General features: G+C 70.8%; 12 protein-coding genes. All 12 read right to left on the bottom strand.

Translation table 11 applies throughout. The features are described from left to right. Window positions 1-10: 10 nt before the first annotated feature. The 12 genes from DEJ24_RS04515 to DEJ24_RS04460 all read right to left on the bottom strand — a co-directional run bounded on the left by DEJ24_RS04515 (window position 11) and on the right by DEJ24_RS04460 (window position 12,916). A complete protein-coding gene (locus DEJ24_RS04515) occupies window positions 11-1,483 on the bottom strand; it encodes a hypothetical protein (protein WP_146242556.1) in 1,473 nt (490 codons plus the stop codon). Continuing rightward, the gene (locus tag DEJ24_RS04510) at window positions 1,480-2,592 is read right to left on the bottom strand and encodes a glycosyltransferase family 4 protein (protein ID WP_111077465.1); all 1,113 of its coding nucleotides are present in this window, start codon (window positions 2,590-2,592) and stop codon (window positions 1,480-1,482) included. The genes DEJ24_RS04515 and DEJ24_RS04510 overlap by 4 nt, the downstream gene beginning before the upstream one ends. Next, window positions 2,589-3,650, bottom strand: a complete 1,062-nt coding sequence (gene wecB, locus DEJ24_RS04505) for a non-hydrolyzing UDP-N-acetylglucosamine 2-epimerase (RefSeq protein ID WP_309147005.1) — start codon at window positions 3,648-3,650, stop codon at window positions 2,589-2,591. The genes DEJ24_RS04510 and wecB overlap by 4 nt, the downstream gene beginning before the upstream one ends. Window positions 3,651-3,655: 5 nt before the next feature. Continuing rightward, window positions 3,656-4,939 (bottom strand): glycosyltransferase, encoded by a 1,284-nt coding sequence (locus DEJ24_RS04500; RefSeq protein WP_111077463.1) that lies wholly within the window; start codon window positions 4,937-4,939, stop codon window positions 3,656-3,658. Further along, window positions 4,936-5,592 carry a sugar transferase gene (locus DEJ24_RS04495; RefSeq protein ID WP_220034457.1) on the bottom strand — a complete coding sequence of 219 codons (657 nt, stop codon included), beginning with the start codon at window positions 5,590-5,592 and terminating at the stop codon, window positions 4,936-4,938. Before DEJ24_RS04495 ends, DEJ24_RS04500 begins: the two co-directional genes overlap by 4 nt. Further along, a complete protein-coding gene (locus DEJ24_RS04490; RefSeq protein ID WP_111077462.1) occupies window positions 5,589-7,001 on the bottom strand; it encodes a polysaccharide biosynthesis tyrosine autokinase in 1,413 nt (470 codons plus the stop codon). The genes DEJ24_RS04495 and DEJ24_RS04490 overlap by 4 nt, the downstream gene beginning before the upstream one ends. A gap of 101 nt (window positions 7,002-7,102) precedes the next feature. Further along, a complete protein-coding gene (locus tag DEJ24_RS04485; protein WP_146242555.1) occupies window positions 7,103-7,552 on the bottom strand; it encodes a DUF3060 domain-containing protein in 450 nt (149 codons plus the stop codon). Continuing rightward, entirely contained in the window at window positions 7,534-8,850 is a 1,317-nt protein-coding gene (locus DEJ24_RS04480) for a lipopolysaccharide biosynthesis protein (protein WP_181432823.1), read from the bottom strand. The genes DEJ24_RS04485 and DEJ24_RS04480 overlap by 19 nt, the downstream gene beginning before the upstream one ends. Window position 8,851: 1 nt before the next feature. After that, window positions 8,852-10,147 carry a nucleotide sugar dehydrogenase gene (locus DEJ24_RS04475; protein ID WP_111077459.1) on the bottom strand — a complete coding sequence of 432 codons (1,296 nt, stop codon included), beginning with the start codon at window positions 10,145-10,147 and terminating at the stop codon, window positions 8,852-8,854. Then, complete coding sequence (locus DEJ24_RS04470) at window positions 10,144-11,178, bottom strand: Gfo/Idh/MocA family protein (protein ID WP_111077458.1); 1,035 nt, start codon at window positions 11,176-11,178, stop codon at window positions 10,144-10,146. The genes DEJ24_RS04475 and DEJ24_RS04470 overlap by 4 nt, the downstream gene beginning before the upstream one ends. Then, complete coding sequence (locus DEJ24_RS04465; protein WP_111077457.1) at window positions 11,178-12,293, bottom strand: DegT/DnrJ/EryC1/StrS aminotransferase family protein; 1,116 nt, start codon at window positions 12,291-12,293, stop codon at window positions 11,178-11,180. The genes DEJ24_RS04470 and DEJ24_RS04465 overlap by 1 nt, the downstream gene beginning before the upstream one ends. Then, window positions 12,290-12,916, bottom strand: a complete 627-nt coding sequence (locus tag DEJ24_RS04460; protein ID WP_111077456.1) for an acyltransferase — start codon at window positions 12,914-12,916, stop codon at window positions 12,290-12,292. Before DEJ24_RS04460 ends, DEJ24_RS04465 begins: the two co-directional genes overlap by 4 nt. Between the last annotated feature and the right edge of the window lie 60 nt (window positions 12,917-12,976).

Genomic DNA, 12,976 nt, shown 5'->3' with positions numbered 1-12,976 from the left:
ACGGTGCCGGTCAGGCGCGGCGCTGGAACGAGCGCCGCGCCTGACCGCGTTCCGGCTTCCCCAGCGCACTTGCCTCGCCCGGCGACAGGACACCCCAACCGCCGCGGGGCATCACCGCCACCAGGAGCGTCGCGACCAGCAGACCGTGGGAGAGCATCGCGGTCAGGATCGACGTGTTCGACAGCGTCACCGCGCTCATCACGAAGAGCACCCCCACGACCGGCACGGGGAGTCCGCGGCTCCATCGGTCGAGGACACGCAGCCAGGCCGCCAGGACAGCAGCGATGACGACCACCCCGACCGCCCCGAGGTTCGCGTACCCGTCCGCGAAGAGGTTCGCATTCGCGTTGACGTTCGACCCCGGCAACATGTACTGCCCGATGGTCTTCGTCGGCGTGGTGTCGTACGGCGACGTCACCCAGAACCGTGTGAACGACCTCGCCCACAGTGCGACAGGGTGTTCCGAGAAGTAGTCGGCGTAGACCGAGGTGAGCAGTCCCGGGGTGACGATGAACCGTCGCGAGAAGAGCGACGTCCAGGTGATGCCGCCCTGCGCCTCGTCGACGATGGCCGATCCGACCATGAGCACGACGGGTCCGAACAGCAGCGGGAAGCCGGACCGGGGACGGCGGCGCCGCAGCACGACTGCGATCACGACCATCGCCGGGATCGAGAACAGCACGGTCTTGAACCCCGTCGTCGAGTAGAGCAGGTACTGCCCGACGACCCCGAGGGCGAACAGCGGCCAGGCCCGCTTCGCGAGTGCCCGGATCATCACGTAGGCGTTGACCACGTACGCCTGGCCGCTGAGGAGGTACCCGAGGCCCCCACCGGCAGCGAGGTCGTCGGCGTAGGCGGCACGCACGTCGTACACCTCGTCGAGGGCGACCAGGCGGAACTGGAAGCCCGTCGTCACCGCCATCAGACCGTACGTCCCGAGTGAGTAGAGCCCGCACAGCACCCAGGCGAGCGTCTCCCGTCGGACCACCCGTGACCCGACGAGCATGCTGTCCGCTGCCGTCGCCGGAGCGGTCGACAGCGCACTCCCGGTGTCGCGGCGCCACCGGACGGCCAGCGCCGCCGCGGAGAACACCACTGCCAGCAGCATCGAGAACGCGGCGGCACCGGCCGGGTCGAGGTACCCGGTGTAGCCGGACATGAGGATGGCGGGCCCGACGCAGACCCCCAGCATCATCCAGAGCACGACGTCCGACGCGCACGTGATCCGGCGCGGCAGCAGGAGGGCGACGATCGCGGTGAGCATCGTTGAGGCCACTCCGTCCTGCCAGGCCTGGGGGACGGAGGTGTACCCGGCGTACGCGAACGGTCCGGAGATGAGGCCCGTGTACACGACCCGCAGGACGAGCGAGTAGGCGACCACCAGCACGACGAGCAGCACCGCGCGCACGCACGACCGGGCGGCTGCACGGCGACCACCGTCATCGGTGATGTGCGAGGCCACCGGAACGGACAGCGCGCTCACCGCGGCCGGGCCCCGAGCAGCCCCCGGTACATCGCCACGAGGACCGCTTCCTCCGCGTCCCAGTGGAACTGCTCCCGAGCCGCGCGGGCAGCCACCGCCGAGTGGGCGGACAAGCGCTCCGGGTCCGAGGCGTACGAGGCGATCGCCCGCGCGATCGCAGCCGGGTCGGACGGGTCCACGAAGGTGACGCAGTCGTACCCGCGCAGGAGGCGCCTCCAGAGCGGGAAGTCCGAGACGACCAGGGCCAGGCCCGCGGCCATGTTCTCGAACAGCTTGGTCGGGAGACAGTCGAGGTGCGCCGGCGTGGGCAGGAGGGTCACGACGCCGATGCTGGATCGAGCCAACAGGTCGCGGGCGCGACCGGGCGACACGTGCCCGTGCAGTTCGACCCGACCACTGTCGACGCCCTCGCGGAACCCCTCGAGCAGGGCCGCCGGGCGCACCGGACCGGCGAGGCGGAGGAACCAGCCGTCCGGGAAGGCGGGGTCGAGCACGGCCCGGGCCAGCGTCCGCGCCCCGCGGTCGACGTCGAGTGCGCCGACGAAGGCGACGGCCGGGTCCCGAACCGTGACCAGGTCGTCCTCCGCCCGGAGGCGTGGGAAGTTCCGCACCAGGACCGTCTTCCGTGTCGGGAAGCGGTTGGCGATGGTCTCCGTCGCGGCCACGATGCGGTCGGCGGAGCGAGCGCACCGGACGACGGCGTGCGCCGCCACCTTCGCCACCAGGCGGCCCGAACGACTGAGGTACGACTTGTTCAGTACCTGGTTCGGCAGGTCCTCGTGGGCGTCGAAGACGACGCGGCGCCCGAGTGCCCGCAGCAATGGTACGGCCCACACGAGCTCCGGGTCGTGGAAGTGCAGCACCGCGGCACCACTCCGGTAGCCGGTCCACACCGCCTCGACCGATCCGAGGAGCACGCGGGTCGACCGTCGACGGCGGCGGATCGTGTGGACGACGACTCCGGTGTCCGGGACCTCGAGATCGCTCTCGACGGCCACGAGGAGCACCCGCCACCCCGCTGCGACCAGCCCGGCCGCCTCCCGCAGGTGGACACGGTTGTCCGTCCACGGATGCGCGCTCGAGACGTGCGCGATGTCGAAGCGGGTCACCGGACGCCCCCCGCGAGCTCGAGCACCGCGTCGGCGACGCGCTCGGCGCTCCGGCCGTCACCGTAGGGTTCGGCGTCGACCTCCGGTGCCGGGAGCCCGGCGAGGGCTGCGCCGATGGCCGACGGATCGTGCCCGACGAGCGCGTTCCATCCGAGCTCGACCGTCTCGACCCATTCGGTCTCCTCGCGAACGGTCACCGTCGGACGCTGCAGCAGGAAGGCTTCCTTCTGCAAGCCACCCGAGTCCGTCACCACTCCGCTGCTGTCACGCACGGTGCGGACCAACTCCGGGTAACTCACCGGGTCGGAGACGATGATCCCCGGCCGGTCGAGCCGGACGCGGAATCGCTCTGCGCTGGCACGCAGGCGTGGGTGTGCCAGGAGCAGGACGGGCCGCCCCACGTCGGTGAGGCCGTCGAGCACGCTCCGGAGTCGGTCGGGGTCGTCCGTGTTCGACGGGCGATGGAGGGTCGCCACGACGTACGGGTCCGATGCCATCCCGGCCGGGAGGCGCGGCGCGGTCCCTGCGACGGCGTCGCGGACCGCGAAGAGCACGTCCGTCATCACGTCGCCGACGATTCGGCTCCTCGCCGCGAGGCCCTCACGTTCGAGGTGGCGCATCGCGGTGGCGGTCGGTGCGAGGCACAGGTCGGCCGTGTGGTCGGTGGCGATCCGGTTGATCTCCTCCGGCATGTCCCGCGCGAACGAGCGGAGCCCCGCCTCGAGGTGCACCGTGGGGATGCGCAGTTTCACGGCGGCGAGCACGCCCGCCAGCGTCGAGTTGGTGTCGCCGTAGACCAGGACGGCGTCCGGTCGTTCGCTGCGGCACACCTGTTCGATGTGTTCGAGCATTCGTCCGGTCTGCGCGCCGTGCGCAGCAGATCCGACTGCGAGGTGGTGGTCGGGGGCCGGGATCGCCAGGTCCTCGAAGAACACGTCCGACATCGAGGCGTCGTAGTGCTGTCCGGTGTGGACGATCACGTGCTCGCAGCGACCTGCGAGTGCATCGGCCACGGCGGCGAGCTTGACGAACTGGGGGCGGGCGCCGACGACGCTCATGACCTTCACGGTGCGTTCTCCTTGCTTGTCGGAGGATGTGAGAGCAGGGCATCGGGTCGTACCGAGCACGCTCGATCGAGCGCAGCCGCGAACCGCGCCGTGAGGGCCGGGTACGTGAACGCCTCGCGTGCCCGTTCGGATGCGAGACGGGCGAGGGTGGCTCGCCTGGTCGGCCCCATCTCGACGGTGCGGGCGATGCCTGCGGCGAGCGCGGTCGCATCGTCGGCGGTGGTGAGCACGGCGTTTCCGTCGTCGAAGACGGGCACCGGGCCGGCTGCGCCCAGGACGACGGGACGGCCGATGCGGGCGTACTCGAAGAGCTTGTTGAAGGACACGCCCCACTGGTAGAGCGGCAGGTCCGCCATGTTGGCGATCAGACAGTCGGACGAGCGGCCGATCGCCCGCGCCGCTGGTTGCGACCGCCGGCCCAGGAACTCGATGCGCTCGGAGGCCGGACCGTCGGCTGCCCGTCGACGGAGGCCCTCGACGGCGGGTCCGTCACCGACGATCCGCAGCACGACCCGGGTGGGGAGGGTCGCGACGGTCGGGTGCGCCAGGGCGTCGACGACCGCATCGAGCGCGTTGGCGCGGCCGACGCTCCCGAGGTAGGTGACGACGAACTGCTCGCGGTGGACGGGTTCGGCTTCGTCCCAGGGCTCGGCTTCGTCCCAGGGCTCGGTGCCGTTGGACACCCAGGAGAACGGCAGGTGTCGTCCTCTGGCCGCGTAGTAGTCCCCGGCCCGGGCGAGCGGTGACACCAGCGCATCCGCCCGTCGCACCACGTCGGCTTCGATCGCCCGCAGGGCACGCACCACGAGCGACCGCTGGGACAGGTCGGTGAACGCGACGAGCGTCTCCGGCCACAGGTCGCGCGGCTCGAAGACGAACCGAGCACCCCGCCGACGGGCCAGCCGTGCGGCGGCCCAGGCGGCGAGCGGGTGGAACGAGCTCCCGACGACGACGTCCGGCTGCGGGAGACCGCGAGTCGTCCCCGGGGCGAGCGCGATGAGGGTGACGAGCAGCATGTCGAGGACGCGCCGGATCGGGCCCCGGTACCGCACACCCCGCAGCCGCAGGACCTCGTGCGTCCCCTCCCGCCGGTGTTCGCGGAACCGCAGCCGGGGGAAGGTCTGCCCTCCCGACGGGTGGACCGTGCTGGCACCGATCAGCACGCAGTGCCAACCGTGCTGGCCGAGGGTCCGCGCGAACTGCTCGTGCCGGGACGTCCGGCCGTCCCGTGCCGCTTCCGCGACGTAGTGGTTGAGGATCCACACCACGCGGCGCGTCACGTGCGGACCGCCGGGCCCGGGACGGGGCCGTGCTCGGGACGGAGCTCGTGCATCGTGGCGCAGCCCGCCGCGGTGATGCCGCGCGCACGGAGGACGACACCCGCCGTCCGGAGCAGGATGCGGAAGTCGAGGAGGACCGAGCAGCGGTCGACGTACTCGACGTCGAGTCGGAAGCGGTCCTCCCAGGACAAGGCGTTGCGACCGTGCACCTGCGCGAGTCCGGTCAGCCCGGGGCGGACCTCGTGTCGCCGCTTCTCGGACCCGGTGAAGCGAGGACCGTACGTGACCGGCAGCGGCCGCGGCCCGACGATGCTCATCTCTCCGCGGAGGACGTTCACGAGGCTCGGCAGCTCGTCGATGCTGGTAGCCCGCAGGAACACTCCGAACCTCGTCAGTCGACTCGCGTCGGTGCTGAGGCCGCGAGCGGGGTCGAACGGTCGCATCGTTCGGAGCTTGACGATGGTGAACGGCGCCCCGTGGAGCCCGATGCGTTCCTGCCGGAAGAGCACCGGCCGCCCGAGACAGGTGGCGACCACCAATGTTGCGACCGCCAGGGGGAAGGCGGTGACGATCAGGATCACGGTCGCGATCACGATGTCGAAGACGCGTCCGCCGGTCGCGGACCAGCGTCGTCGTTCCGCGCGGCGGGTCACGGCGTCACCTCGGACGTGCTTCCCGGCACAGCGGAGCGGTGCGATCGCTGCGTCTCCGGGGGCACGTCTGCCCCATAGACGGCGTACGCGTCTCGCGCGCCGCGACTCCGCGCCATCGTGACCACGACGCCCTGGACGGAAGCTCCCACGGTCGCGAGTGACTCGATCGACGAGGACACCTCCGCTCGTCGGACTCGCCCGGAGGCCACGACCAGGAGCATGTTCTGCACGGCCCGCGACACGAGTGCCGCGTCCGTCACCGACCCGAGCGGTGGGGTGTCGACGATGACGACGTCGAACAGCGCCGCGACGTCCTCGATCAGCGCGGTGAACGCTGGAGACCCGACGAGTTCACTCGGGTTCGGCGGCACCGTCCCGGAGGGGATCACGCTCAGTCCGGCGCGACCCCAGGGCTGCAGGACGTCGGCGAGTTCGACCCGCCCGACCAGGATGTCGGAGAGACCTGCCGACCCTTCGATGCCGAAGACGTTCGCCAGGTTCGGCCGACGGAGATCGGCATCGATGACCACGGTACGGAGGCCGCTCTCGGCCAACGCGACCGCCAGGTTGGCGGCGGTGGTGGTCTTGCCCTCGGACGGCCGGGAACTCGTGATGGCGAGCGTGCGCGCACCCTCTGGCCGCGACGCGAGGAACTGCACGTTGGTCCGGAGGCTCCGGAACGCCTCTGCACGCGCGCTGGCACGCGCGTCGCGGAGGACGAGGGGCTGCTTCGACGCCTCGGGGTCGAACCCGATGTCGCCGAGGACGGGGAGGTCCCAGAGCTCCTGGACCTCGTCACGCCCGCGGACCTTGGTGTCGAGGGCCCAGCGCAGGAAGGCAGCGAGGACACCGAGTCCGGCACCGGCTGCTCCCCCGAGAGCAGCGTTCGCACGGGTCCTCGGTGCGACGGGCGTCGTCGGACGGGCCGCCGGCGAGGTCTGGGTGACCGTCACACCGACACCCGACGCGTTCGCGTCGAGCCGGTCCTGGACGACGGACGAGAAGCTCCGCACGATGCTGTCGGTGATCTCTGCCACCCGCTGGCGGTCCGGAGAGGTCACCGCGATCTGCATGACGACGCTCCCCGTCGGCGACGTGGCAGAGACGGACCGGGCCAGTTCCGAGGCCTTCACGTCGAGGTGGAGCTCGTCGATAACCGGCTGCAACACGATGGGCTGTGGGACGAGGTCCAGGTAGGAGTGGATCCGCTGTTGCGCTGCGTTCGTGCCCTGCGCGAGGTCGAGGGCCGAGGACTCGGCATCACCGCTGATCGAGATCCAGATCTTCGACGTCGCCCGGAACTGGGGCGTCACCGTGGATGAGAGCGCGATCGCCACCACGAATCCGAGGAGGGCTCCGCCGACGGCGAAGTACCAGCGCAAGACGAGCGCACGAGTGAGGGGGGTCACCACGAACCTTCCGGGTTGGTCGAGCAGTTGATACTTTAGATGTCAGCATAACACGTGCTTGGGAAGGAAGCCCCGGCGCGCACACGCCGGGGCTTCCTCGGTCAGGCTGCGTCCACCGTGTTGTCGTCGCCCTCGTCGGTGATCTCCGGGGCGTCACCGGTGTAGGTGATCGTGTTCCCGGAGCCGAGCACGGCGATCTCCTGGACACCGGCCTGGCCGATCTCGACGGTCGCGTTGCTCGCCTCCACCGTGAGCACCTTCACCGAACCGAGCAGGTACGCCTGCCCGGACGTGATGATGTTGATGCCGTCGCAATCGCTGACCGTGACGGGACCGGACGACTTCTCGACGGACACCTGAGCGGCTCCGTCGACGCATTCGTTGTACGTCGTGGCCTGCGCCGTCGCGGATGCGGATGCGGATGCGGACGGTTTCGCGGTGCCCTCGCTCCGGTGCTCGCCGCCGCCGGTCGAGCAGGAGGTGAGGAGCAGTGCGCCGCAGGTGACACCGAGGATGGCGGCGGTGCGGGGGGTCATCGTTCGAGGGAGCATGGAAGTTCCTTCCGGGGTCGTGGATGAGTGGCGACTGCGTCGTGGCGACGCGCCGCCGTTGCGACGAGCACCCACAGCACCGCGTACGCGGTGACCGAGAGCGCCACGTACGTGGTGATGAGTGCGAGGGTCCCGAGGTCGAGGGCGATCGCGAGGGCGACGCCCCCGACGACGAGGACGAATCGGCCGCCGTCCCAGGCGAGCTGCGCTACTTGACGTTCGAGGAGCGGCAGCGCCTGTGAGACCGGTGAGACCGAGAGCTGTACTGCGAAGAGGACGACGAGGAGTCGCGCGATCTCGCCGGCACGGAGCCACTCGTCGCCGAACACGACGACGAAGGCCGTGGGTGCGACGACCGCGATCACGACGGCAGCGCACACGGCCGGCACCGCCGTCCGGGCCGAGGTCCGGAGGACGAGTGCCAGGACGTCTCCGCGCCCCGTCCGGAGCACGGCGCTGAACGAGCCGGTGAACCACTGGCCCACCGCGTCGGTCAGGACCCCGACCGGTGCGGCCAGGACCCGGACGGCGAGGCCGACGAACCCGGCCACCACCACGCCCTCGCTGGACGCGATCATCAGTGTGGGGAGCTGCTGACCGGACACGTTGAGGAGCGCGGACAGCGGGGCCGCCCAGATGAAGCGGCGGAAGCGCCCGAGCACGAGTCGTCCGACGCGGCACGACACGAGCCGGAACGTTGGACGCCTCATCCACCCGAGGCCACCGATGCTCGCGGCGATCCGGCCGGCCGACGGTGCGATGACCAAGCCGATGACGCCCGCCGGTGCCAGAGCGACACTCGCCACGACCTGCACGACGCCCTGCAGGGCGTTGCGCGCGCCGAGTGCACCGTGGTCTCGTCGTCGGGTCAGGACCGCCGCGACGATGCGCTGGAGCGCGATCGCGACGACCGCGACGGGGATCATCCACCAGAGGCCGACCAGCGCCGGGGCCGAGAGGGCGGTCCCCAGTTCGCGCCGGTACCCGAACGTGAGGAGCGTCGTCACCACACCTGACACAGCGACGGCGATGCATGCCGAGGTCACCAGCACCCGGGCCGCGGTCCCACTGCGCGGGAGCGGGACCGCGCGCTCGAGTCCGAGCGTGGCCACTGCGCCGACGACGGCGCTGACGCCCGTCACCACTGCGAGCAGACCGAAGGCGGCCGGCTGGTAGAGCCGCGTCAGGAGCGGCGAGACAGCGAGCACCGCGCCCTGCCCGATGACACTGCCGGAGAGGATCCGCGGGAGACCTGACTGCCACGCACGCTGCACGAACCCGGAGCGTTCCGCGGGCACGTCAGGCCCTCGGTGGCGCGCCGAGCACCGCGAAGGAGCACGGCCACGCGGCGGCGTCGAGGACGCGACGCCCGTCCAGGACCGCGCGCACACCGGGCACGTCCGCAGCCGACCACGAGGCGTACTCGTCGTGGTCCGACTGCACGACGACCGCGTCGGCCGCGACTCCCCGCCGCGCCGGGACGAACCCGAGCTGCTCGAGCTCCGCATCGGTGTACATCGGGTCGTGGACGAGCACCAGCGCGCCTCGCGCCCGGAGCGCCTCGACGGTCGGGAACACGCCCGAGAACGCGGTCTCCTTGACCCCTCCTCGGTAGGACGCTCCGAGCACCAGGACGGTCGCGCCCTCGAGCCCTCCCGCGAGGCCGGAGAGGACCGCCACGGCGTGCTCGGGCATGGCGGTGTTCCGCTCGCGAGCGGCACGGACGATGCTCGCCCCCGGATCGTTCCAGAGGTAGAGACGCGGGTAGACCGGGATGCAGTGCCCACCGACCGCGATGCCCGGACGGTGGAGATGACTGTACGGCTGGGAGTTGCACGCCTCGATGACCTGCTCGACGTCCACGCCCACCCGCTCGGCGAAGGCAGCGAACTCGTTCGCCAGACCGATGTTGACGTCGCGGTACGTCGTCTCGGCGAGTTTCGCCATCTCGGCGGCCTCGGCGGACCCGAGGTCCCAGACGCCGTTCGCGCGTGGGAGGTCGTCGCGCTCGTCGAACTCGAGCACGGCCCGGTAGAAGTCAACGGCACGAGCCGTCCCCGCTGGTGTCAGACCGCCGACGAGCTTCGGGTACCGTCGCAGATCGGCGAAGACACGACCGGTGAGCACCCGCTCCGGCGAGAAGGCCACGTGGAAGTCCGAGCCCTGCCGGAGTCCGGAGCGGGCTTCCAGTCGCGGCGCCCAGCGTTCCCGCGTCGTACCGACGGGGAGCGTCGTCTCGTAGAGGACCAGCGTGTCCGGAGTCAAGGACGCCCCGATCGCGTCGGTCGCCGCGTCCATCCAACCGAAGTCGGGGACGCCTTCGTCGTCGACGAACAACGGGACCACCACCACGATCACGTCGCACGAGGGCACTGCCGCAGTGGAGTCCCCCGTCGCTCGGAGCTTCCCCGTCGGAGCCAGTCGCTGCAACGCCTCGGCGAGGCCGTGTTCGCCCGGGAACGGCACTTCCCCGCTGTTCACCGCCCGGACGACCCGGTCATCGACGTCGATGCCGATGACGTCGTGCCCACGGAGCGCGTACTGCGCCGCCAGCGGGAGCCCGATCTTGCCGAGTCCCACGACACCGATCTTCATGCTGCCTCTTCCTCTCGGTCGCCGCCGGGCCCGAGCGACCCGAGCGGACTGGTGATGCGGTTCGAGCGTGCGGACTCGAGTGCGCACTCGGCGACCCGCAGCGTCTCGAGCCCTTCGCGCAGGGTCACGATGCGGGAGCCGTCCCCGAGCACGGCGTCGCGGAACGCCTCGTGCTCGAGCACGAGTGGCTCCCGCTTGGGGAAGGCGAACCGGGTCATCGCGCCCTCCGACACCCCGCGGAACGCGGAGACGGCGTCCCACTGCGTGGCGACCGTGCCGTTCTCGTGGAACCAGAGGTCACCCGTCAGGGTGTCGGCGACGAAGGACCCACGCTGCCCGGTCACGACGGTCACCCGCTCCTTGAACGGCGACAGCCAGTTGACGAGGTGGTTGGTGACGGTGCCGTCGGCGAGTGTCCCGGAGAACGCGACGAGGTCCTCGTGCTCGCGACCGCTCTTGTGGGCAGCCTGGGCGAAGAGCCGTGCGAAGGGGCTCTGGACGAGCCAACTCGTCAGGTCGATGTCGTGCGTCGCGAGGTCCTTGACGACCCCGACGTCGGCGATGCGGGCCGGGAACGGACCCTGGCGCCGGGTGACCACCTGGTACACGTCGCCGAGCGCCCCTGCGTCGAGCCGCCGACGCAGCTCCTGCAACGCCGGGTTGTACCGCTCGATGTGCCCCACGGCTCCGACCACGCCCGCAGCCTCGAAGCGCTCGAGCATCCGCTGAGCGCCGGGCAGGTCGGCGGCGAGTGGCTTCTCGACGAGGCAGTGCACCCCGTGGTCGGCGAGTTCGAGGGCCACGGACTCGTGGTGCGCCGTCGGCACCGCCACGACGGCCGCCTCGATGCCCAAGTCGAGGAGCTCCCCCACCGTCCGGTAGACCGGGAGGCCGTCCGCGGCGCCGTACCGGTCACCCGCCGCGTCGACGACGCCCACCAGGTCGACACCGTCGAGCGCTCGCAGGACGCGGACGTGGTGCCGCCCCATCATGCCGAGGCCGACGACCCCGGTCCGGATCGACGCGGCCATCAGGCACCCGCCCGGGCAAGGCGGTTCACGCCTTCGACGACGCGGTCGAGCTGGCGCTTGGTCAGCGTGGGGTAGACGGGCAGTGCGAGGACCTCAGCGGCGGCACGCTCCGTCTCGGGCAGGTCACACGTCCGGTCGAAGGACGGCAGTCTGTGCACCGGGACCGGGTAGTAGACGCCGGTGCCGATCCCCCACTCGAGCTCGAGCGCCTTCGCGATGCCATCGCGGTCCTCCGGGACCCGCACCACGTACTGGTGGAACACGTGCTCGGCACCGGAGGCGACGGTCGGCGTGACGACCGAGTCGATCTCGATCGAGAGGTAGCAGGCGTTTGCCTGCCGCTGAGCGGTCCACGTCCGGACCTTGCCCAACTGCACGCGCCCGATCGCCGCGTGCAGGTCGGTCATCCGCATGTTGAACCCGACGACCTCGTTCTCGTACCGTCGCTCCATGCCCTGGTTGCGGTACAGCTTCAGTCGTCGCTCGAGGCCGTCGTCGGCGACGGTGATCATCCCGCCTTCACCAGCGGTCATGTTCTTGGTCGGGTACAACGAGAACGCGCCGGCGACACCGAACGCGCCCACGGGTCGGTCCTGCCATCGGGCGCCGTGCGCCTGGGCGGCGTCCTCGATCACGCTCAGGCCGTACTCGTCGGCCAACGCCCCGATCGCCGTCATGTCCGCGGGGTGCCCGTAGAGGTGCACCGGCATGATCGCCACGGTGCGCGGGCTGACGGCAGCACGCGCAGCGGCAGGGTCCATGCAGTAGGTCACCGGGTCGATGTCTACGAACACCGGCGTCGCACCGACGAGTGCGACGGCGTTGGCGCTCGCCGCGAAGGTGAAGGAGGGCACGATGACGTCGTCGCCTGGGCCGATGCCGGCCCCGAGGAGCGCGAGGTGGAGCGCAGACGTACCGGAGTTCACCGCGACCGAACGTCGTGACGGCACGAGCGTCGTGCTGAACTCACGCTCAAAGGCCGCCACCTCCGGCCCTTGCGCGAGCATGCCGGTGCGGAGGACGGCGTCGACCGCCCGGCGTTCGTCGTCGCCGATGAGGGGCTTCGCCGCCGGGATGTACTCGGAGGTCGACTCGATGCTGTCGAAGATGCTCATGCGCTCGTCTCCTGGAGGTCGGTTCCGTCGAAGCGGTAGCGGGCACCCGTCACCGGACACTCGTGGGTACGGTCGTCGAGCGGCACGAGTCGGTGGCCGGCGCGCCCGACCCACCCGACACGTCGTGCCGGGACGCCGGCGACGAGACCGAAGTCCGGGACGTCGTGAGTGACCACCGCGCCCGCCGCCACCATCGACCAACGGCCGATCGCGACCGGCGCGACACAAACGGCTCCGGCGCCGATCGACGCTCCGTGCCCGATTGTGACGCCGACGTGCTCCCAGTCGTCAGCCTCCTTCACACGGCCGTCGGGGAGGACCGCACGGGGGACACGGTCGTTGGTGAAAACGACGCCGGGGCCGACGAACACCCCCTCGGCGACGATGGCGGGCTCGTACAGCAGTGCACCGTTCTGGATCTTCGACCGGGCGCCGATCCGGACGCCTCGTCCGACGGTCACGCCTCGACCGATCGTGCTCCCGGCTCCGATCTCGGCGTCCGGCTCGACGTGTGCGTCGTCCCACACCCGGACTCCTCGGTGGAGACGTGCGGTCGTCGCGACGACCGCGCGTGGCGAGACGAACGGTGGTGCGCTCGTGGTCGTGTCGGGTTGTTCGGGCATCGTTCTCTCCCATCGCAGCAGCAAGGTCGTGCTGATCGTATTGGATATCAAATGCAAGTG

Source organism: Curtobacterium sp. MCPF17_001, assembly GCF_003234615.1.
Classification (GTDB): Bacteria; Actinomycetota; Actinomycetes; order Actinomycetales; family Microbacteriaceae; genus Curtobacterium.
This window is presented reverse-complemented; position numbering and strand designations above follow the sequence as displayed.

Coding starts and splice junctions, on each gene's coding strand:
- wecB (WP_309147005.1), bottom strand. CDS start 3,650: ATGAGCGTCGTCGGCGCCCGCCCCCAGTTCGTCAAGCTCGCCGCCGTG.
- DEJ24_RS04485 (WP_146242555.1), bottom strand. CDS start 7,552: ATGCTCCCTCGAACGATGACCCCCCGCACCGCCGCCATCCTCGGTGTC.
- DEJ24_RS04475 (WP_111077459.1), bottom strand. CDS start 10,147: ATGAAGATCGGTGTCGTGGGACTCGGCAAGATCGGGCTCCCGCTGGCG.
- DEJ24_RS04470 (WP_111077458.1), bottom strand. CDS start 11,178: ATGGCCGCGTCGATCCGGACCGGGGTCGTCGGCCTCGGCATGATGGGG.
- DEJ24_RS04465 (WP_111077457.1), bottom strand. CDS start 12,293: ATGAGCATCTTCGACAGCATCGAGTCGACCTCCGAGTACATCCCGGCG.
- DEJ24_RS04460 (WP_111077456.1), bottom strand. CDS start 12,916: ATGCCCGAACAACCCGACACGACCACGAGCGCACCACCGTTCGTCTCG.